General features: G+C 63.5%; 16 protein-coding genes. 8 read left to right on the plus strand and 8 right to left on the minus strand.

The features are described 5' to 3' along the window. The first annotated feature begins 62 nt into the window (after window positions 1-62). Entirely contained in the window at window positions 63-1586 is a 1524-nt protein-coding gene (locus AWB74_RS20030) for a sensor domain-containing diguanylate cyclase (protein ID WP_087039114.1), read from the plus strand. A gap of 138 nt (window positions 1587-1724) precedes the next feature. Continuing rightward, on the plus strand, window positions 1725-3377 hold the full coding sequence (locus AWB74_RS20035; RefSeq protein WP_061148480.1) for a response regulator: 1653 nt from the start codon (window positions 1725-1727) through the stop codon (window positions 3375-3377). A gap of 26 nt (window positions 3378-3403) precedes the next feature. Here the strand turns inward: AWB74_RS20035 and AWB74_RS20040 are convergent, their stop codons facing one another. Together AWB74_RS20040 and AWB74_RS20045 are read right to left on the minus strand one after the other, a co-directional pair. Next, complete coding sequence (locus AWB74_RS20040; protein WP_061148481.1) at window positions 3404-4348, minus strand: amino acid ABC transporter substrate-binding protein; 945 nt, start codon at window positions 4346-4348, stop codon at window positions 3404-3406. 12 nt (window positions 4349-4360) lie between these two features. Then, entirely contained in the window at window positions 4361-5668 is a 1308-nt protein-coding gene (locus AWB74_RS20045; RefSeq protein ID WP_061148482.1) for a dicarboxylate/amino acid:cation symporter, read from the minus strand. Between the two features lie 223 nt (window positions 5669-5891). On the opposite strand from AWB74_RS20045, the gene AWB74_RS20050 reads away from it, so the two are divergent. The 3 genes from AWB74_RS20050 (at window position 5892) to AWB74_RS20060 (ending at window position 10511) form a co-directional block, all read left to right on the plus strand. Further along, the gene (locus AWB74_RS20050; protein WP_235024630.1) at window positions 5892-7370 is read left to right on the plus strand and encodes an ATP-binding protein; all 1479 of its coding nucleotides are present in this window, start codon (window positions 5892-5894) and stop codon (window positions 7368-7370) included. Window positions 7371-7449: 79 nt separating this feature from the next. After that, window positions 7450-9111 carry an FAD-dependent oxidoreductase gene (locus tag AWB74_RS20055; RefSeq protein ID WP_061148483.1) on the plus strand — a complete coding sequence of 554 codons (1662 nt, stop codon included), beginning with the start codon at window positions 7450-7452 and terminating at the stop codon, window positions 9109-9111. Next, entirely contained in the window at window positions 9108-10511 is a 1404-nt protein-coding gene (locus tag AWB74_RS20060) for an ATP-binding protein (RefSeq protein ID WP_061148484.1), read from the plus strand. Before AWB74_RS20055 ends, AWB74_RS20060 begins: the two co-directional genes overlap by 4 nt. A gap of 5 nt (window positions 10512-10516) precedes the next feature. On the opposite strand, the gene AWB74_RS20065 is transcribed toward AWB74_RS20060, so the two are convergent. Then, window positions 10517-12052, minus strand: a complete 1536-nt coding sequence (locus AWB74_RS20065) for a complex I subunit 4 family protein (RefSeq protein ID WP_061148562.1) — start codon at window positions 12050-12052, stop codon at window positions 10517-10519. 329 nt (window positions 12053-12381) lie between these two features. Here AWB74_RS20065 and AWB74_RS20070 point away from each other — a divergent pair, with 329 nt between their 5' ends. Next, on the plus strand, window positions 12382-12609 hold the full coding sequence (locus AWB74_RS20070) for a hypothetical protein (RefSeq protein WP_061148485.1): 228 nt from the start codon (window positions 12382-12384) through the stop codon (window positions 12607-12609). A 7-nt stretch (window positions 12610-12616) separates the two neighbouring features. On the opposite strand, the gene AWB74_RS20075 is transcribed toward AWB74_RS20070, so the two are convergent. Beyond that, a complete protein-coding gene (locus AWB74_RS20075) occupies window positions 12617-13951 on the minus strand; it encodes an NAD(P)/FAD-dependent oxidoreductase (RefSeq protein WP_061148486.1) in 1335 nt (444 codons plus the stop codon). A 129-nt stretch (window positions 13952-14080) separates the two neighbouring features. Here AWB74_RS20075 and AWB74_RS20080 point away from each other — a divergent pair, with 129 nt between their 5' ends. After that, complete coding sequence (locus AWB74_RS20080) at window positions 14081-15037, plus strand: LysR family transcriptional regulator (protein ID WP_061148487.1); 957 nt, start codon at window positions 14081-14083, stop codon at window positions 15035-15037. 22 nt (window positions 15038-15059) lie between these two features. On the opposite strand, the gene AWB74_RS20085 is transcribed toward AWB74_RS20080, so the two are convergent. The 3 genes from AWB74_RS20085 to AWB74_RS47350 all read right to left on the minus strand — a co-directional run bounded on the left by AWB74_RS20085 (window position 15060) and on the right by AWB74_RS47350 (window position 16914). Beyond that, entirely contained in the window at window positions 15060-15500 is a 441-nt protein-coding gene (locus AWB74_RS20085; RefSeq protein WP_061148488.1) for a DUF4279 domain-containing protein, read from the minus strand. A gap of 67 nt (window positions 15501-15567) precedes the next feature. Then, window positions 15568-15984 (minus strand): DUF4279 domain-containing protein, encoded by a 417-nt coding sequence (locus tag AWB74_RS20090; protein WP_061148489.1) that lies wholly within the window; start codon window positions 15982-15984, stop codon window positions 15568-15570. Window positions 15985-15993: 9 nt separating this feature from the next. Next, complete coding sequence (locus AWB74_RS47350; protein ID WP_235024631.1) at window positions 15994-16914, minus strand: hypothetical protein; 921 nt, start codon at window positions 16912-16914, stop codon at window positions 15994-15996. 312 nt (window positions 16915-17226) lie between these two features. On the opposite strand from AWB74_RS47350, the gene AWB74_RS20100 reads away from it, so the two are divergent. Continuing rightward, window positions 17227-18426, plus strand: coding sequence for a mechanosensitive ion channel family protein (locus AWB74_RS20100; RefSeq protein WP_061148490.1), 1200 nt, complete (start codon window positions 17227-17229; stop codon window positions 18424-18426). Here AWB74_RS20100 and AWB74_RS20105 read toward each other — a convergent pair. Then, window positions 18421-19383 carry a LysR family transcriptional regulator gene (locus AWB74_RS20105; protein WP_061148491.1) on the minus strand — a complete coding sequence of 321 codons (963 nt, stop codon included), beginning with the start codon at window positions 19381-19383 and terminating at the stop codon, window positions 18421-18423. The two genes, AWB74_RS20100 and AWB74_RS20105, sit on opposite strands and share 6 nt — an antisense overlap. Window positions 19384-19431 lie beyond the last annotated feature (48 nt).

Consider the following 19431-nt stretch of genomic DNA (forward strand, 5'->3'; position numbering starts at 1 on the left):
CTAACCAGGGATCATGCAGAGCAAAGATAAACTCGCGAGCCAGTATCCGGGATCTCCAAATAGTGGCCACCGAAAAACTCTCCGACCCGAGTCTGAACCCGCCGGCGCCTGCGCGCCGCCGACTCTCTGCGCCGAATGTCATCGTGTTGTGCGGCACCGTCATCGCGCTCGCGATGGCATCGCTATGCGCGCTGGTGCTGTATCAGGGCAGAATCGATGCGCTCGATCGCGCACGCGATACGTCGCGCAATCTGGCGCTGCTCGCCGAGCGCGATATCGAGCGTAATTTCGAACTGTACGAACTCTCCTTGCAGGCCGTCGTCGAAGGCGTGCAACGCGCCGATGTCATGGCCCTGCCGCCACGCCTGCGCAGCGACGTGCTGTTCGATCGCGCTGCGACCGCCCGCGATTTGGGATCGATCCTCGTGCTCGATGCGAACGGCAGGATCGTCATCGATTCCGGCAGTCTCGCGCCGCGGCCCGGCGACTTCTCGGACCGCCCCTACTTCACGGCGCAGCGCGATCATCCCGACACCGGGCTTTTCATCAGCGGCCCGTATGCGTCGCGTCTGCGCGGCGGCGCGCCCAGCATCGCGCTGAGCCGAAGGCTTTCGCATCCCGACGGATCGTTCGCGGGCGTCGCGATGATCGCCATCAACCTCGAATACTTTCGCAATCTTTTCGCAGGCCTTTCGCTCGGGCCGCACGGCGCCGTGTCGCTGATCGCCCGCGACGGCCTGATGATCATGCGTCAGCCCTTCGACGCGAAAGTGATCGGCCGCGACATCAGCAACGCCGATACGTTCAAACGTTTTCGCACCGCCGATCAAGGCAGCTTCGGCGAGAAATCGTCCATCGATGGCAGGCGGCGCCTCTACTACTTCCGCAATTTTCCGACGCTGCCGCTCATCATCATGGTCGCCGAGGGTGAAGAGGATATCTATGCGGCGTGGCATCGGCGCGCGATCATCATCGGCTCGTCGATGGGCGTGCTCGCGATCGGCTTCATCACCTTGTCGTTCGTGCTCGCCGCGCAATTCAGACGGCGCATGCGCGCGGAATCCGAGCTGCAATTGCTCGCCCGCACCGATGGCCTGACGGGTCTTCACAATCGCCGCACGCTCGGCGAGATTCTCGATCAGGAATGGCGCCGCGCGCGCCGCACGCGCAGTCTGTTTTCACTGCTGTTCGTCGATATCGACCGCTTCAAGGCGTTCAACGACGCTTACGGTCATCAGGCCGGCGACGATGCGCTCGCGGCCGTCGCGCGCTGCATCGGCGACAACATCCGGCGGCCCGCCGATACCGCCGCGCGCTATGGCGGCGAAGAGTTCATCGTCGTGTTGCCGGATACGTCCGCAGACGGCGCGGCGTGCATCGCGGAGAAGATTCGCGCGGCCATCAGCGATCTTTCGATCGAGCATGCGGGCAGCGAGTTCGGCCGCGTGACGGCGAGCATCGGTCTCGCGAGCTGGCAGCCCGAACGCGACGACGACGTGAGCGCGCTCATCCGCGCCGCCGACGAAGCGCTCTACGACGCGAAAGCATCCGGGCGTAACCGCGTGATGCAGTCGAGTCCCGCGTGATTTCCCCGAAAATCCGCTGAACGCGTTGGACGAAAGTTCGTCGTTTATCGCAAACATTGTTGTGGCGTGACCGTGTGCTACGTTTGACGTAAGCTCTCGTCGCCGTGCCTTGCACACGCGCTCAACAAGAATCCACCGATGAACGATGCACCCGATTTCGACGCCGCCCGCTCGTCCGCTCTTGCGCGTTACCGCGCGTTGTTCGATACGATCGACGACGGTTTCTGCATCATCGAATTCTTCGACGGTCCGCACGGGCCGCTCAGCGATTACGTTCATATCGAAGCCAATTCGGGTTACGAACGGCACACGGGCATTCGCGATGTCGTCGGCAAGACGCTGCGCGACATCGATCCGACCGAGGCCGATCGTTGGCTCGATCTCTACGGCGCGGTGTTGCGCACTGGCACACCCGCGCGTTTCGAGCGGTACTTCCTGACGGCGCGGCGGCATATCGAAGTGTCGGCGGCGCGCGTCGAACCGCAGAGCTTGCGCCAGGTGTCCGTGCTCTTTCGCGATATTTCCGCGCGCAGAAAAGCGGAGGAGGAGCGCGATCGCGCGGCGGCATCGTTGCGCGCGCTCAACGAGACGCTGGAGCAGCGTGTCGCCGAGCGCACCGCCGAACTTATGCGCGCGGAAGAGCAGTTGCGGCAGGCGCAGAAGATGGAAGCGGTCGGCCAGCTCACCGGCGGCCTCGCGCATGACTTCAACAATCTGCTGGCGGGCGTGTCGGGCTCGCTGCAATTGCTGAGCATCCGGTTGAGTCAGGGGCGCATCGCCGATGTCGACAAATACGTCGTCGCGGCTCAAGGAGCGGTGCGCCGCGCGGCGGGACTGACGCATCGGCTGCTCGCGTTCTCGCGCCGTCAGACGCTCGATCCGCGTCCCACCGATGTGAACGCGCTCGTCAACGGCATGACCGATCTGATTCAGCGCACGGTCGGCCCCGGCATCAGGGTCGAGGCGGTTGGCGCGACGGGTTCGTGGCCCGCGCTCGTCGATTCGGGGCAACTCGAAAACGCGCTCTTGAACCTGTGCATCAACGCGCGCGACGCGATGCCCGACGGCGGGCGCATCACGATCGAGACGGCCAACAAGTGGATCGACCGGTACGCGGCCCGGACCCTCGACATGCCCGAAGGCCAGTTCCTGTCGCTGTGCGTGACGGATACCGGCACCGGCATGACGCGCGATGTCATGGCGAAGGCGTTCGACCCGTTCTTCACCACGAAGCCGATCGGCATGGGCACCGGTCTCGGCCTCTCGATGATCTACGGCTTCGCGAAGCAGTCCGGCGGGCAAGTGCGGATCTACTCCGAAGTCGGGCAGGGCACGACGGTGTGCATCTATCTGCCGCGCTTCTACGGCGATGCCGATGGCGAAGCGGCCCATCACGCCTCGCCGCCCATTTCGAGCACCGAAGCGGGCGAGACCGTGCTGATCGTCGACGATGAACCGAGCGTGCGCATGCTCGTCACCGATGTGCTCGAAGAAGCCGGCTACGCGGTGATCGAAGCCGCCGACAGTATCGCTGGCCTCAAGCTGCTGCAATCCAACGTGCGGATCGATCTGCTGATCAGCGATGTCGGCCTTCCCGGCGGCATGAACGGCCGCCAGATGGCCGACGCGGCGCGGCAGGCGCGTCCCGGCCTGAAGGTGCTGTTCATCACCGGCTATGCGGAAAATTCGGTGATCGGCCACGGGCAGCTCGAACCCGGCATGCAGGTGCTGACCAAACCGTTCGCGATCGAAACGCTCGCCGCGCGCGTGCGGCAGCTCATCCAGGGCTAGCGCTTCATTGGGGCTTCACTGAGGCTTCACTGAGACTCCCCGCCCGCCATCGTTTCGATGATGCTTTCGAGCTGCGCGCTCATCGGCATGTCGAGGCTTTTGCCGGACGGCAGACGCTGCAGGAACCAGCGCTTGTATTGCCGCTCGATTTCGCCATCCGCGGCGAGCTGCTGAAACGTGTCCCTCACGACTTGCGCGAGTTGCGGATCGTTCTTGCGATACATGATGCCGTACGGGTCATACGACAGATAATCGCCGATCACCTGATACGCGCCGCCCTTGGCCGCATTCTCGGCGATGAGGCCGTACAGCAGCACGTCGTCGGTGGCGAATGCATCGGCCTGACCGTTCGCGACGCGCGCGAAGCCTTCCGCATGATCCGGCACGATCTGCAAGTGCATGCCGAGTGCGAATTTCCGGTCGAGATCGCGCAGGGCCTTCTCGTTCGTCGTGCCCGCCGTCACCGCGACGTTCTTGCCCGCGAGATCGCGGAACGAGCGGATCGGCGATCCTTTCTTGACCATCACCTTGGTGCCGGCGACGAAGAAGATCGGCGAGAAAGCCACGCGTTTTTGCCGCTCTACGTTACTCGTGGTCGAGCCGCATTCCAGATCGACGCGGCCATCGACGACCGCATCGATGCGCGTTTCCGGCGTGACCGGCACCCACTGGATGTTCAGGTTCTTGTGGACCGCGTTGCCGATCGCGGCGACGAGCGCCTTGCACAATTCGATCGAATAGCCGATGGGCTGCTTGCGCGCATCGAGATAGGAGAACGGCACGGACGCATCGCGATAACCGATCGCGATGGCGCCCGTGTCGCGCGCCTTCGCCAGCGTGCCGGTCAGCGCGGCGGGCGCGAAAGCGTCGTTGTCGGGGGCGGGCGTATGCACGTCTTCGGCCCGCGCGCTGCCGGCAATGGCGACGAGGCTCGCCATCGCCAGCGCCGCCCAGAAGCGCTGCGTCTTCATGGCTCGCCTCCGTCAGACTTGCGCCGGATGCGCGAGCGAGGCGTCCTGTTCGGCCTCGATGCGCGCCGCATTCGCCGCCGCGTCCGGCTCAGACAGCAACTCGCCTTCCCACTTCGCGACCACCGCGCTCGCGATCGAATTGCCCACCGCGTTCGTCGCCGAACGGCCCATGTCGAGGAACGTGTCGACGCCGAGAATCAGCAGCAGGCCCGCCTCGGGAATGTTGAAGTGATTGAGCGTGGCCGCGATGACGACGAGCGACGCGCGCGGCACGCCCGCCATGCCCTTCGACGTCAGCATCAGAATCAGGAGCATCGTGATCTGCGTGCTGAGCGGCAAATGGATGTTGTACGCCTGCGCGATGAACAGCGTCGCGAAGGTGCAGTACATCATCGAGCCGTCGAGGTTGAAGGAATAGCCCATCGGCATCACGAAGCTGGAGATCTTGCGCTTCACGCCGAAGCGGTCGAGCGCATCGAGAATCTTCGGATACGCGGCTTCGGAGCTGGCGGTCGCGAACGACAGCATGAACGCTTCCTTGATGAGCGACAGCAGCCTGAAGACGCGTCGCCTGAGAAACAGGAAGCCCGCGAACACGAGCAGTCCCCACAGCAGGAACAGGCTGAGATAGAAGTCGGCCATGAAGACGGCGAACTTGAGCAGGATCGTGAGGCCATTGACGGCGACGGTCGCGGCCATCGCGGCGAACACGGCCAGCGGCGCGAGCTTCATCACGTAGCCGGTTATCTTGAGCATGACGTGCGAGAGCTGATCGATCGCGGCGAGCAGGATCTTGCCCTTGTCGCCGAGCGCGGCGAGCGCGACGCCAAAGAACATCGAAAACACGACGATCTGAAGGATCTCGTTGTTGGTCATCGCTTCGGCGAACGAGCGCGGCACCATGTGGCTGACGAAGTCCTTCAGCGTGAACTTCGATGTCGCCAGATTCGCCGACGCGCCGATGTCGGGCAGCGGCAGCCCGAGGTTGTCGCCGGGTTTCAGCAGATTCGACATCACCAGCCCGAGCAGCAGCGAAATGAGCGAGGCGGTGACGAACCAGCCCAGCGCCTTGGCGAACACGCGCCCGACCGACGCCGCGTCGCCCATGTGCGCAATGCCGACGACCAGCGTGGAAAACACGAGCGGCCCGATCAGCATCTTGATGAGCCGCAGAAAGACGTCCGACACGAGCGAGATGTAGCCCGCGATTTCGGTGGCGGACTTCTTGTCGGGAAAACTCGTGAAGATCATGTAGCCCACGCCGATGCCGATGACCATCGCCACCAGAATCCAGATGGCTGCGGAATTCTTCTTGTTCATCTCCAGGCCTCCATTGACTGCATATCGGACGACTGCATTTCAAATTTCGGAACAGGCGATGCGGGACGGCGTGCGTCCGTAAACGATTAAATGTTAGCCGCGCTCTTCGATTTTTGCTGGAAGTCGCGCAATTGCGATGTTGCGGCCGGTCCGCGAGGCCCGTAGGTGTTCAAGCGCACGGATTGCCTACACTGAATCGAGAGGCCCGGAGCCGCGCAGACGAATGAAGCGATCCGTTCAATGCGACGGCTTCGACGCACATGCGCCCGATTCCGCCATCATGATCGAACTCGACCGACTCGCCCGTCTGCGCATCTTCGCCGATCTTCCGCCCGACCGGCTGGAATGGTTGAGCGGACGCATGACCGAGTTTTCCATCGCCGCGGGCGACGTGTTCCTGCGCGAAGGCGAGATGGCCGCCTGCCTCACGATCCTCCTCGACGGCGAAGTGAACGCGACGCGCGACGACGGCGGCCTGCACGATGTCGAATGCTACGTCGCGCCGGAGGCGTTCGGCACGCCTTGCGTGATGGCGTCGATACCGTACCCGGTGACGCTCACCGCGATGAGCGAGTGCCGGCTCGCGCTGCTGCCGGAAGCCGCTTTCCGGGAGCTGTTCGTTTCCTGCGGCTCGTTCAGCCAGGCCGTCGCGCGCGTGATGAGCGACTGGCTCACCGCGCTCGAAACGGCGGCGCTCAATCGCAGCCGCCTCGCCGCATTGGGCAAGCTGGCGGCGGGACTCGCGCACGAACTGAACAATCCGGCATCGGCGCTGACGAGCGGACTCGAATATTTGCGCAAGGAACTCGACGCGCTCGAAGGCTCGGCGCTCGCGCTTGGCCGTCACGCGGTATCGAAAGAAACGCTCGATGGGCTCGGCGCGCTCGGGCACGCGGGCGCGCAGTCCTCGTTTCACCAGAGCGATTGCGAAGCGCGTCTGGCCGACTGGCTCGCCGCGCGCCGCGTCGCGAAGCCGTGGCGCATCGCGCCGGTGCTCGCGGCGCGTCACATCACGCCGGACGATCTCGCGCCGTTCGCCGACGCGCTGAGCCCCGAACAGCTCGATGCGGCCATCGGCTGGAGCGCGCGCGTGCTGGATCTGCGCGCGGTCGTCGATGACGCGGCGCGAGGCGCGCAGCGCATCTTCGACATCGTGGCGGCGATGAAATCGTATTCGTTCATGGATCAGGGCCCGCAACAGGAGATCGATCTCCACGACGCCATCGACAACACGCTCATGGTGATGACGCACGAGACGAAGCGCGGCATCGTGGTCACGCGCGAATACGATCGCGCGCTTCCGCGCCTTCAGGCGTATGGCAGCGAGCTCAATCAGGTGTGGACGAGCATCGTCGAAAATGCGATTGAGGCGATGAACGGGCAGGGCCGCATCGTCATCCGCACGCAGCGCGACGGCGACGAAGCGATCGTCGAAATCGCCGATGACGGACCGGGCATCGCGCCTGATGCGCTCGCGCACGTGTTCGAGCCGTTCTACACGTCGAAGTACGCGCTCCATGCGCACGGTCCGAGTCTCGGGCTCGGCCTGCATATCGCGTACCGCATCGTGGTGAACCGGCATGGCGGGACGATCGGCGTGCGATCGGACGCGAGCGGAACGGTCTTTCGCGTCGCGCTGCCGCTCGCGGGGCGGCGCGGCGACACGCACGCCGGCGAGCGACTCGCAGGCTCGGTGCTGTAACGCATGCAAGCTGCGCGAAACCTTCGCCGTCATAGCGCCTACAATGTCAGCAATCCAATGCCGTGGCGCATGAACGCTCATGGACAAGCCCGTGATCCTCGCCGTGGACGACGACCCCATCGTGGCCGGCGCGGTCGCGCGCGACCTGCAGGTCGCTTATGGCGAGCACTATCAGATCGTGCGCATGGATTCGGGTCCGGCGGCGCTCGAAGCAGCGCAGCATTTGCGCCTGCAGAATCGCTCCGTGGCGCTTTTCATCGCGGATCAGCGCATGCCGAAGATGAGCGGCATCGAGTTCCTCGAACAGGCCATCGAACTGTTTCCCGAGGCCAAGCGCGTGCTGCTGACCGCTTACGCCGACACCGATGCCGCCATCCGCGCGATCAACACGGTGCATCTCGATCAATATCTGCTCAAGCCGTGGCATCCGCCCGAGCAGAATTTCTATCCCGCGCTCGACGATCTGCTCGCCGACTGGCACGCGTCCTCGCGCTCGGCGTTTCAGGGCATCCGGATTCTCGATCATCGCTGGTCGCCGCAAGGACATCAGTTGCGCGATTTCATGGCGCGCAATCACATTCCGTTCCGCTGGTTCGATGTCGAGCGCCACGCCGAGGCCGATCCGCTGCTGAATGCGCTCGCCCCGGGCCAGCGTCAGTTGCCCGTCGTCGTGTTCGAGGACGGCTCTGTGCAAAGCCGTCCGACGATCGCGCAAATCGCCGAAAAAGTCGGGCTGCACACGCGCTCGACGACGCCTTTCTACGATCTCGTCATCGTTGGCGGCGGGCCGGCGGGACTGGCGGCGGCCGTGTATGGCGCATCGGAAGGGCTGCATGTCGCGATCATCGAATGCGATGCGCCCGGCGGGCAGGCGGGCACGAGCTCGCATATCGACAACTATCTCGGCTTTCCATCCGGCGTGAGCGGCGCGGATCTTTCGAGGCGCGCGCTCGCGCAGGCGCGGCGCTTCGGCGCCGAGATGATCCTGACGCAACACGCGGTGGGACTGCGCATCGAGGCGCCGTACAAGTTCGTCAAGCTTTCCGATGGCTCCGAGGTGAGCTGTCTCGCGCTGATGGTCGCGAGCGGCGTGTCGTATCGCAAGCTGGAAGCGCGCGGTATGCACGAGCTCACCGGCGCGGGCGTGTATTACGGCGCGGCGCTGGTGGAAGCGGTCGCGTGTTCGAATCAGGATCTGTATATCGTGGGCGGCGCGAATTCGGCCGGGCAGGGCGCGATGTTTCTGTCGAAGTACGCGCGCTCAGTGACGGTCCTGTGCCGCGGGCCATCTTTGAGCGTGGGCATGTCGCATTACCTCGTCGAGCAGATTCACGAGACGGAGAACATCCACGTGCGGCCGCATACGGAAGTCGAAAGCGTGAGCGGCGATGGCCATCTCGCGGAGATCACGTTGCGCGACCTGCAGACCGGGCGTTCGGAAACCGTGCCGGCGAGCGGGCTTTTCGTGTTCATCGGCGCGGCGCCGTGCACCGAATGGCTGCGCGGCGTGGTGGAGCGCGACGAGCACGGCTTTCTGCTGACGGGCCGCGCGCTCGTGAAAGGCGGGCGCGTGCCCGCGGGATGGGAGCCCGGCCGCGACCCGTTCCTGCTCGAAACGAGCGTGCCAGGCGTCTTCGCGGCGGGCGACGTGCGCGCCGATTCGGTCAAGCGCGTCGCGGCGGCGGTCGGCGAAGGATCGATCGCGGTGCACTTCATTCATCAATATCTCGCGAATCCATGAGCGATCCATCGATGCTCTTCGAGATGCCGCTCTTCGCGGGACTGTCCGCCGAGCGCAGGGAATGGCTGCGCGCGAATCTGAGCGAGCATCGGCTGAAGAAGGGCGACATTCTGATGCGCGAAGGGCAGACCGTCACGCATCAGTTCATCCTGCTCGAAGGCGAGCTGCTGACGGAGAAGTGCGTCGCGGGCCGTCAGGTGATCGACGACACGCGCGCCGCGCCGGTATCGGTCGCGGAGGCCTCGCTGCTCGCGGGCATGCCCTTGCCGCTCACCTTCACCGCGAACACGGATTGCTATCTCGTCGCACTGACCGAGAGCGTCGTGCGCACGCTGTTGAGCGAATGCGAGTCCTTCGGCAAGCAGGTCTTCCGTTCGATGTACGGCCGCATCAGCGCCTACGACATGTTCATTCTCAGCGGCGAAAAGCTCGCCGCGCTGGGACGGCTGTCGGCGGGGCTCGCGCACGAGCTGAACAATCCGGCGGCGGCGGTGTCGCGCGCGGCGGACGGCATGCGCGATGCGCTCGACAGCCTGCATCGTGCGACGCGCGCGCTCGTCCTGAGCGCGATGCCCGCCGACATCATGAACACGCTCGACACCTGGGCGAGCCGCCCGCCACCCGCCATCGACGCGACGCCGCAGGGCGCATTGCGGCAGAGCGAAGCGGAAGACCGTTTCGCGCAGTGGCTTTCATCGCATGGATTCGAGAAACCCTGGCTCATCGCGCCGCGGCTCGTGGCGGCGGGCTTCGTGCCGGACGAGTTCGATTCCGTGGCGCAGCGCGTGAGCCGCGAGCAGTTCTGCGCGGGCGTGCGCTGGCTCGCGGCGACCTTCGAGATGCGCTTTCTGTCGGAGCAGACGTGGCTCGGCGCCGGGCGCATCTCCGAGATCGTGAAGGCGATGAAGTCGTATTCCTACATGGATCAGGCGCCGCTGCAGGAAGTCGACATTCACGGCGGCATCGAGGATACGTTGACGATCATGCAGCATCGCCTGAAGCATGGCGTCGTCGTGAAGCGGGACTACGATCGCGCGCTGCCGCTCGTGCCGGTGTACGGCAGCGAGATGAATCAGGTGTGGACCAATCTGATCGATAACGCCATCGACGCAATGGACGAAAGCGGCGAGCTCACGATCCGCTCGCATCAGGAAGGCAACTGCGCGGTGATCGAGATTTCGGACACGGGCCACGGCATTCCCGCCGATATCCTGCCACGCCTCTTCGAGCCGTTTTTCACGACGAAGCCGCCGGGCAAGGGCAACGGCCTCGGGCTGCACATCGCGTACCGGACGGTGGTGCTGCGCCACGATGGAAGGCTCAACGTCGTGGGCAACGACGGCGGAACCACGTTTCAGGTGCGCCTGCCGCTCGTGCACCGGCACGCGGCGGCGCGCTGAGCGCGTCAGCCCGGCGTGCGCTCGGAGACCGTCACGTGATGGGCGTCGTAGGACGGCGCGTTTTCATCGGCGGGCAATGACGAGCCTTGCGCCGCCGACAGGAGACTTTCGACCGACGGACCCATCGCGTCCGTGAATGTCTTCGGATGCACGCCGATCGCGAGCACCAGCACGGCCATCGCGCCGAACAGCGCGAACTCGCGCTTGCCCAGATCGCGCAGCATCGCCACGCGGTCGTTCTTCACCGCGCCGAAGATCACGCGCTTGACCATCCACAGCGTATAGGCCGCGCTCAGAATCAGCGACGATGCCGCCGCTGCGCCGATCCAGAAGTTCACGCGGATCGCGCCCATCAGCACCAGAAACTCGCCGACGAAACCTGACGTGCCCGGCAAGCCGACATTTGCCATCGCGAACAGCATCGCGTATGCGGCGAAGCGCGGCATCGTGTTGGCGACGCCGCCGTAGGCATCGATCGAACCGTTGTTCGTGCGCTCGACCAGCACACCCGTGCACAGCAGCATCGCGCCGGACACGATGCCGTACGACAGCATCTGCACGACCGCGCCTTCGGTGCCCATGCGGTCGAAGGTGAAGAGGCCGAGCGTGACGAGACCCATGTGCGCGACCGCCGAGTATGCGAGCAGCTTGCGCATGTCCGTCTGTGCGAGCGCGACGAGACTGCCATAGATGACCGCGACGAGCGCCAGCGCGATCATCGCCGGTGCGAAGAAATGCGCGGCGTCGGGCACGATCGGCAGCACGTAGCGCAGCATCCCGTAGCCACCGATCTTCAGCATGCCGAGCAGCACCGCCGCGCCGGTCGGGCCTTCGGCGTTGACGTCGGGCAGCCAGGTGTGGACCGGCCACATCGGCACCTTGACGGAGAAGGCCGCGAGGAAGCACACGAAGATCGCGATCTGCGGCGCGAAGCCGAGTTCGAGATGGCGCCATGCGTCGATGTCGAAGGTATGCGCCTGCGACCACAGATAGATCAGCGCGGCGAGCATTGCGAGCGAGCCGAGCAGCGAGAAAAAGAAGTAACGGATGGCCGCATAGACGCGCCGCTCGCCGCCGCCCCACGTGCCGATGAGCAGATACAGCGGAATCAGCGAAGCCTCGAAGAAGACGAAGAACAGCATGCCGTCGAGCGATGCGAACACGCCCTGCATGCAGCCCGAGAGCACGAGAAACGCGCCGTAGTACTGCGCGACCTGCTTTGTGACCGACTGCCACGACGCGATGAAGACGATCAGCGTCGTCACTGCCGTCAGCACGGTGAACCATAGCGAAATGCCATCGACGCCGAGGTGATACGCGATGCCGAACTGCGGCAGCCAGTCGATGCGCTCGACGAACTGCATCGCGCCCGAGGCTGCGTCGAAGTGCGCGACGAGCGGCATGAGCGGCAGCGCGCCGAGCACCGCGCCGAACAGGGCGGCCGCGCGCGCGAGCGTCGCCGACGGGCTGAACGTCAGCACGAAAATGCCTGACACCACGGGAATCCAGATGAGAAAGCTGAGGACTGACGGCAGATGCATGGGTTCGGTTGAAATCGAAAGCAAAGCGCGGCCGGCACGCGAAGGGCGTGCTTGCGAAAACATTGCGCGGTGACAGTGGAATGTAAGGCAGGACGGCCGCGCGAATAGTCTTAGACCGGGCGCAACCTAAGGGTTAACGAGAATAACTCAAAGAAAAGATTTTGGGGGAATTGCGGCGTATCAAATTCATTGTGCCGGGCGGGATTGACATTTTTACCGGTTTGGCTGGGCGAAGGACTCGGAGTGAATAAAACCGTTCGTTCGCTCCGGGCTTGCCCTGATTTGCGCCGAGCCGTCTGCCCCGTAGCGTAGAGCGCAAGGAGACAAGCATGCAGAAGATATTCAAGGTCACCGTTCTGGCGCTCGTCGCTTACCTCGTCGCCGATCGCGCGATGCTCCACGCTCAGGGAAGCGAAGTCGCGGCGGCGTCGTGCGTCGAGCGCGCCGCGCAGGTCGAATTCGACGCGCTCGCCAAGGGCTTCAGTCACGCCGCCGCGAGCAGCCAGCGCGACGCGTCCCGGTCGCAATGTCTCGTGTCGGGACGCGCGCGCTCCTGAACCGCCGTCAGTTCAGTTTCACCGTGGGGCGCACGCGTTCGCGCAGCCATTGGCTCGCCGCGTACATTGCCGCGCGCTTGACGCCGGTCAGCCCCATGATGTGCCTGCGATAAAGATGCCGGTAGGCCGACGCCGCGATCCATCCGTCGATGAAGAGCGGCCGGCGCAACAGCTCGCTCATCAGCGCGCCTGCCGCGCCCGCGCGTCCGAACGAAATGAGCGTGCCCTGATCGCGATACGAGAAGTCCTGCACGGCGCGACCGTCGAGACGACGCGTGAGGGCATCGGCGAGATAGACCGCTTGCTGACATGCGGCCTGCGCGCGCGGCGGCACAAGCGCGTCGCTCTTCGATGCCGCGCACGCGGCGCAATCGCCCATCGCGTAGATGCCTGAATCGGGCGCGATCTGCAGATTTCCATCGACGATGACCTGTCCGAGCCGGTTCAGCGGCAAGCCTTCGAGCGTACGCAAGACCGCCGGCCCCTCCACGCCCGCCGCCCAGATCGTGATGTCGCTCGCGAGCGTTTCGCCATCTGCGGTGACGACGGCGTTCGCTTCCACCGATTGCACGCGGCAGCCCAGCCGCACGTCGACGCCGAGTCCGCCGAGCACGTCTTTCGCGCGCGTCGAGATGCGCTCGGGCAGAGCGGGCAGCACGCGCGGCGCGCCTTCGAGCAGGCGGATGCGGATATCGTCGGACGGATCGAGCGACGCGAGGTGATAGTCGCGCAGCATTTCCGCGGACCCCCGCAGCGCGGCGGCCAGCTCGACGCCGGTCGCGCCGCCGCCGATCACCGTCACCGAAACGGGCGTTTTGGCGGCGTCGTGGCCCGAACGCAGCAGGCTCGACAACAGACGCCGCCTGAATGTCTCCGCCTGATCCACGGTTTCGAGCGTGAGCGCATGCTCGTTCGCGCCCGGAATCGAAAAGAAATTGGTGACGCTGCCGAGCGCGAGCACGAGCGTATCGAATGCGAGCGTCCGGCGCGGCAAAACCGGGCGGCCGTCGATATCGGTGGTTTCGTCGATGACGATCTCGCGGCGGCCCCGATCGATACCCGACAGCGCGCCCTGCTCGAAGCGGAAGTGGTTCCATTTCGCGTGCGCGGCGTAGTCGATCTGATGGCTGGCCGCATCGATCTGACCTGAAGCGACTTCATGCAGGAGCGGCTTCCAGAAATGCGTCGGAAAGCGGTCGATGAGGATGACTTCGGCCCGGCGCCGCTTGCCCGGACCATTGCCGAGCCGCGTCGCGAGTTCGAGCCCGGCCGCGCCGCCGCCCACGATGACGATGCGGTGGGGCGTATCGACCTGGTGTCGCGCATAAGTGTTCAACATCATCGTTCTCCCGTCGATTGAATGCGTGCGTGTCGCCGCGGGTCTCGCTTGACGACCTCATGAGAAAAAATATAAGGTCGTGAAAACATTTGCGCTATTTAGTATTTATCGCCGACTCATAAGTTTTCACTAATGTTAAAGACGACGACCTTCCGCCAGTTACGCACTTTGCAGACCGTTGCGCGCGTGGGCAGCATATCGGGCGCGGCCGAGGAATTGCATCTGACGCAGCCGGCGGTATCCCTGCAGATTTCGCTTCTGGGCGAGGCGGCGGGCACGCCGCTGTTGCGCCGCGCGGGACGTGAGATTCAGTTGACGGCCGCGGGCGAAGTCATGGCGCGCTACGCGAACGAGATCCTGAGTCTCTGGAACGAGGCGGGCGAAGAAGTCGCGGCGCTGCGCGGAGAGCTGGGCGGCACGTTGCGCATCGGCGCGATCACGACGGCGGAGTATCTCGTGCCGCCGTTGCTCGTGAGATTCACGAAAGAGAGGCCGGGCGTGAAGCTGCAGTTTCGCATCGGCAATCGCGATGACATCGTGCGGATGCTCGCGACGAACGAGATCGATCTCGCGATCATGGGACGGCAACCGCGCGAGTTGCGCACGAGCGCCGCCGCATTCGCCAAGCATCCGATGGCGTTCGTCGCTGCCCCATCGCATCCGCTCATGCGCGCGAAGCGCATTTCGCTGACCGATCTCGAAGCGGCCAATCTGCTCGTCAGGGAGCGCGGCTCGGGCACGCGTGTCGCGATCGAAGCGCTGTTCAAGGAAGCGGGATTGAAGCTGCATGCGGCGTCGGAGCTATCGAGCAACGAGGCGATCAAGCAGTTGGTCGAGGCGGGGCTCGGCGTCGCGTTTCTTTCGCTGCACGCGTGCGCGCTGGAGATGCAGGCGGGACTGCTCACGACGCTGCGCGTGCCATCGACGCCGATCGAGCGGTTCTGGCATGTCGTGCATATGTCGGAACGGAGGTTGCCTCAGGTGGCGAATGCGTTTCGGGAGTTTTTGGTGCAGTCGGGGGCGGGGGTGGGTGAGTCGGCTGCGGCGGGGGAGAAGAGGAAGGTGGGTGTGCGAAGGAAGGCGGGGTGAGGCGCGCCGCCGCTTTGCTCGCTTACCGGTACTCGTCGATTTCGATAGTTCCGCCGAGCGCTTCGATCATCGCGCGGATGTCATCCGGTACATCGGGCACGCGGGTGCCGGATGAGTTGACCCAGTAACAGAAGAAACGAACTGCTGCCCTTTGTTCCTCGATCAGCCTGCGAAGATCAGCGCGCGGTAATTGCAGCCGCTCAATCAAGAAACGCAGATGCGGCTCCAGTAACTCGCTCTCAACTTTCCCTTTACTTCTTATTCCCCATACGCCAGTGCGTCGCCTCAACTCTCGCCCTTGCCCGGTCGGATCGTTGATCGAATCACCTTTCGCGATCGCGATGTCTGGCTCGAAGCAAAAATATTGGTTCCAGTCCCGAGGGCTGACCGCGTCACCGGTGATGGTGAACGACGCATAGGCGAGTAGCCGAGGTGACCGGTCAGTAGTTGTGCATGTTGTCAAGATGAAACCCCTTGTAGTACACGTCGCTCTACAAGAGAGGGCGGCGGACAAAATTGCCGCCCATCGCTTAACGATACTCGTCAATTTCGATAGTTCCGCCGATCGCATCCATCATCGCGCGGATGTCATCGGGTACATCGGGCACGCGGTCGCCGGATGAGTTGTCCCAATAGCAGAAGAAACGCATCCCTGCGTTTTGCTGCACAAGCAGTTCCCGCAATCCGTTGCGAGGAAGCTGGAGGCGTGCAATCAGATACCGGAGATGAGGTTCCAGCGTATCGCTCCGTATCGCGCCTTTGCTGCGCAAGCCCCATAAACCGATGCGTCCAGGGTGGCGGCTCTGTTTGCCGGAGGAGGTAACGAACGACTGACCTTTGACGATTGCACAATCGGGATGGACGCCGAAATATGAAGTCCAGTACGCGGGGTCCAAGGCATCGCCGGTTATCGAGAATGACGCGTGGGCAAATTGATGTGTGATCATCGCATACTCTCAGTTTGCGTAGTCGTGCATGTTGCCGATGATCCTTCTCCTGAACTCAACGTCACCGCTGTCATGCCAGATGACGTTGTCATCGCCTCTCAGGTCAAGGTTGTATTTCATCGCGTGAATCATGTCGCCGAACGTGTCGCGGTCGTATCCAAGCATCTTGGCCGCGTAGTCCGGGTTGTTCGTTTTCGCCGCCAGTTCGAGCACTTCATTGCCTGGCGCGTCCGGCACGTACTCGAATGGCTTCGCGTCACCGTCTCCGAAGCTTTTTAGCAGGGGATTGCTGTAGCCGTCACGGTAGGAACGTGAACCGCCAAGGAGCGCGCCTGCGGCTGCTTCCGCTGGGCCGAGCCAATCAAAGCCACCGCCACCGCCACCGCCTCCCCCTTCTAATCGCGCGGCTTTCAAGAGCGCCTCCTGTTTTGACGGGTCATACGGACCTGACAGGATCGGCTCGCTGCCGAAAGTGCCCGATAACGGCGCAAACCAGTCAACAGATTCGGCCATCAGGCCGTGCGAGACAGAGGGCGCTCGAGGCGCAAGCGCGGGCGTGGGACCGCCGCACCAATCGTCCGTCCGGTCAATCACGGGAATGATGAGGTCATCCTCGACGGCCTCCTTGATCGCATCCTCAACCTCCTTATAAAGGTGTCTCGAACGAGCGTCATGCAGCTGGTTCTCTCTGGCAAATTCGTGCAACTGGTCAAGCTCTTCAGATCCGACCTCTCCGGCGAGGCCGCCGGCCAACGGGCTGAGCCAGAACCATTCAAGAAAGTCCTGTTTATCCCGCTCGCGCTGCTTGCGCCTTTCTTCATTGGATAATTCAGAGATGCGCGGCATGCTCAGATAGTCTGCCTCGTAGGCAGAAAGCTCGTAGAGGGTGCAGCGCATCTCAGTGCTCTCTTCGAGTTCTACACTTTCCATACGCCGCTTCCGTCGCTATTGCTCGCCTTCGTCAGCATTCCGCCTCCTTTGCACTGAAAGACCGAATAAATAGCATGACGAATCGAATGATCGCTTGCCTGATTTGGTAATTTTTTGCCTTCCATAAAAATGGCGGGGTAGGGAATAAACTCAAAGGGCACCCAATCGTAGCGACGAAAAATCGCGCAACATGAAGCCCCTCAACGCTTCACCGACTAAGCTATGCCCACCCCACTACAATACCCCCCATAGCAAGCGCCATTGCCCATTCGCCTGAATAATCCCACCGCTTCGCCCATAGCAGGAGCGTCCATGTTCGGCAATTTGCTGCGTATCGAAAGAGGACCCGACTGGACATTTGCTTTCTACACGGAAAGCTACGCCATCGGCACGCTGATCGTGGCGTTCATGCTTCTGGCAATCGTTCTGGCGAGCGTCATCTGCTACTACCTGACGCGCTGGATCATGCTGATGATCGTCAGCCGGCTCGCGCGCAAGGAAGGGCGCAAGTGGCTCGTCGCCGCCGAGCGGCATCACGTGTTTCACCGGCTCGCGCCGCTCGTGCCCGCGGCCATCATCTACGCATCGGCGCCGATGCTATCCGGCCTCACGTTTCCGGTCATTCCTGCGCTCGGACGGCCTCTGGCCATACTCGCGGCCTGCTACATGGTCTACACGCTGGTGCGCGCATTGCTCGCGCTGCGTGACAGCATCGAGGAACGATACAGCCACGTCCCGACGGCGAGCGAAAGGCCGATCAAGAGCTTTCTGCAAATCGCCACCATCGTGCTGTATCTGGTCGCGCTGATCGCTGTGGTGTCGTTGCTGCTCGAACGTTCGCCGCTCTACTTGCTCACTGGTCTTTCGGCGATCACGGCGCTGCTCATCATCATCTTTCGCGACTCGCTGCTCGGCTTCGTCGCCAGCATTCAGCTCACGGCCTACGACATGCTGCGCGTGGGCGACTGGATCGAAGTGCCCGGCTTCGTCGCCGATGGCACCGTGATCGACATCTCGCTCAACACGATCAAGGTGCGCAATTTCGATAACACCATCGTGATGCTGCCGAGCCAGCTTCTCCTGACCAACAGCGTGAAGAATTGGCGCGGCATGACCGAAGCGCGCTGCCGGCGTCTGCGGCATGCGATTCACATCGATGTCGACACGATACGTTACCCCGACGACACCCTGCTCGCGCGCATACAGGAAGCGATCCAGCGCCCGCTCGCCGTGCCCGACGACGAGCGGCGCACGAACCTCGGCTGGTATCGGCTCTATCTCGGCGGATACTTCAGGCAGCACGCCGCCGTGCGCCGCGACATGCCGCTCGTGATCCGTCACGTGCAGTCCGCGGCGCCCATCGTCGCCGTGGAGATCGTGCTTTATATCGACGAGATTCGCTGGGAGCGCTACGAGAACCTGCAATCCGACATGCTCGATCACGCCTATGGCATCGTGCCGCTATTCGGCCTGCGTTGCTTTCAGCGCGATCGATCCTCATCCACGTCATGACACCGGCGCAGATTCGGCGCGCTTCTTCGGCACTGCCTTCAGCAAGGCGAGAATGCGTCGCGCCTGATCGACTTCCTTCCTCATTTCATCGATGAGCCATTGCGCTACCGCGCGCGTGCTCTCAGAAGGGTTCGACGAACGATGCTCCAGCACGTAGTTGCAGCCCGTTTCGATATAGCGGTTCCATGCGGGAATCACTTTGCCTTCGTTGAGCGGCGCCGCGATCGCCAGCAGCCAGCCCAGCACGACGCCCTGTCCGAGCATCGCGCATTGCACGGCGAGTCCCGGATCGGTGTGATGCACCGCCTCGCCGATGCCCTTGTCCGACAGACCCGTCGCACGATGAAAGTCGGCCCATGAATGCGTGGTCACGTCTAGATGAATGTAGGCGTGACCATCGGCGCGCTTCGGCGCATCGAGCGGACCGAACGCATCGAGATAGTTAGGGCTGCAAACAGGAACGATGATCTCCGGACACAGCAGAAGCGGATCGTCGTCCGATCCGGGTCCGTGAAGACGGATGCCGAGATCGGCATCTTCGAGCGGCCCATATAGCCGGCCCGCCATGACCTGCAAGCGCAGATTGATGGAAGGGAACGTCTTGCGGAATTCGGCATAGCGCGGCAGCAGCCACAGCGCGGCGAATCCGCTCGCCAGCGAGAGCGTGACGATCTCGCCCTGCGCATGATCGCGCTTGAGTTCGTCGATGGTGTCGCCGATCTGCCCGAAGCCGGACGCGACCGCGCGCTGCAATGTTGCGCCGCGATCAGTCAGGGTTAGCCCTAGCTTCGTGCGCTCGAATAGTTTGAAGCCGAGCGCATCTTCCAGCCGCGCGACCATCCGGCTCACCGCCACGGGCGTCACGTTGAGCTCGCCCGCCGCCTTGGTGAAGCTCAAAAGCCGCGCGGAGGTTTCGAAGACGAGCAGCGCCTGAAGCGAGGGAAGTCGAAGACTCATACAACACCATGTTATGGGGCATGCATCGATTTGTAATTTGACGGCGCA

Source organism: Caballeronia arvi, assembly GCF_001544695.2.
In the GTDB taxonomy this organism is placed as follows: Bacteria; Pseudomonadota; Gammaproteobacteria; order Burkholderiales; family Burkholderiaceae; genus Caballeronia; species Caballeronia arvi.

Bases quoted from the DNA above. Each gene is read 5' to 3' on its own strand.
- AWB74_RS20035 (WP_061148480.1), top strand. From the start codon at position 1,725: ATGAACGATGCACCCGATTTCGACGCCGCCCGCTCGTCCGCTCTTGCG.
- AWB74_RS20040 (WP_061148481.1), bottom strand. From the start codon at position 4,348: ATGAAGACGCAGCGCTTCTGGGCGGCGCTGGCGATGGCGAGCCTCGTC.
- AWB74_RS20045 (WP_061148482.1), bottom strand. From the start codon at position 5,668: ATGAACAAGAAGAATTCCGCAGCCATCTGGATTCTGGTGGCGATGGTC.
- AWB74_RS20050 (WP_235024630.1), top strand. From the start codon at position 5,892: ATGAAGCGATCCGTTCAATGCGACGGCTTCGACGCACATGCGCCCGAT.
- AWB74_RS20055 (WP_061148483.1), top strand. From the start codon at position 7,450: ATGGACAAGCCCGTGATCCTCGCCGTGGACGACGACCCCATCGTGGCC.
- AWB74_RS20060 (WP_061148484.1), top strand. From the start codon at position 9,108: ATGAGCGATCCATCGATGCTCTTCGAGATGCCGCTCTTCGCGGGACTG.
- AWB74_RS20065 (WP_061148562.1), bottom strand. From the start codon at position 12,052: ATGCATCTGCCGTCAGTCCTCAGCTTTCTCATCTGGATTCCCGTGGTG.
- AWB74_RS20070 (WP_061148485.1), top strand. From the start codon at position 12,382: ATGCAGAAGATATTCAAGGTCACCGTTCTGGCGCTCGTCGCTTACCTC.
- AWB74_RS20075 (WP_061148486.1), bottom strand. From the start codon at position 13,951: ATGATGTTGAACACTTATGCGCGACACCAGGTCGATACGCCCCACCGC.
- AWB74_RS20080 (WP_061148487.1), top strand. From the start codon at position 14,081: ATGTTAAAGACGACGACCTTCCGCCAGTTACGCACTTTGCAGACCGTT.
- AWB74_RS20090 (WP_061148489.1), bottom strand. From the start codon at position 15,984: ATGATCACACATCAATTTGCCCACGCGTCATTCTCGATAACCGGCGAT.
- AWB74_RS47350 (WP_235024631.1), bottom strand. From the start codon at position 16,914: ATGGAAAGTGTAGAACTCGAAGAGAGCACTGAGATGCGCTGCACCCTC.
- AWB74_RS20100 (WP_061148490.1), top strand. From the start codon at position 17,227: ATGTTCGGCAATTTGCTGCGTATCGAAAGAGGACCCGACTGGACATTT.
- AWB74_RS20105 (WP_061148491.1), bottom strand. From the start codon at position 19,383: ATGAGTCTTCGACTTCCCTCGCTTCAGGCGCTGCTCGTCTTCGAAACC.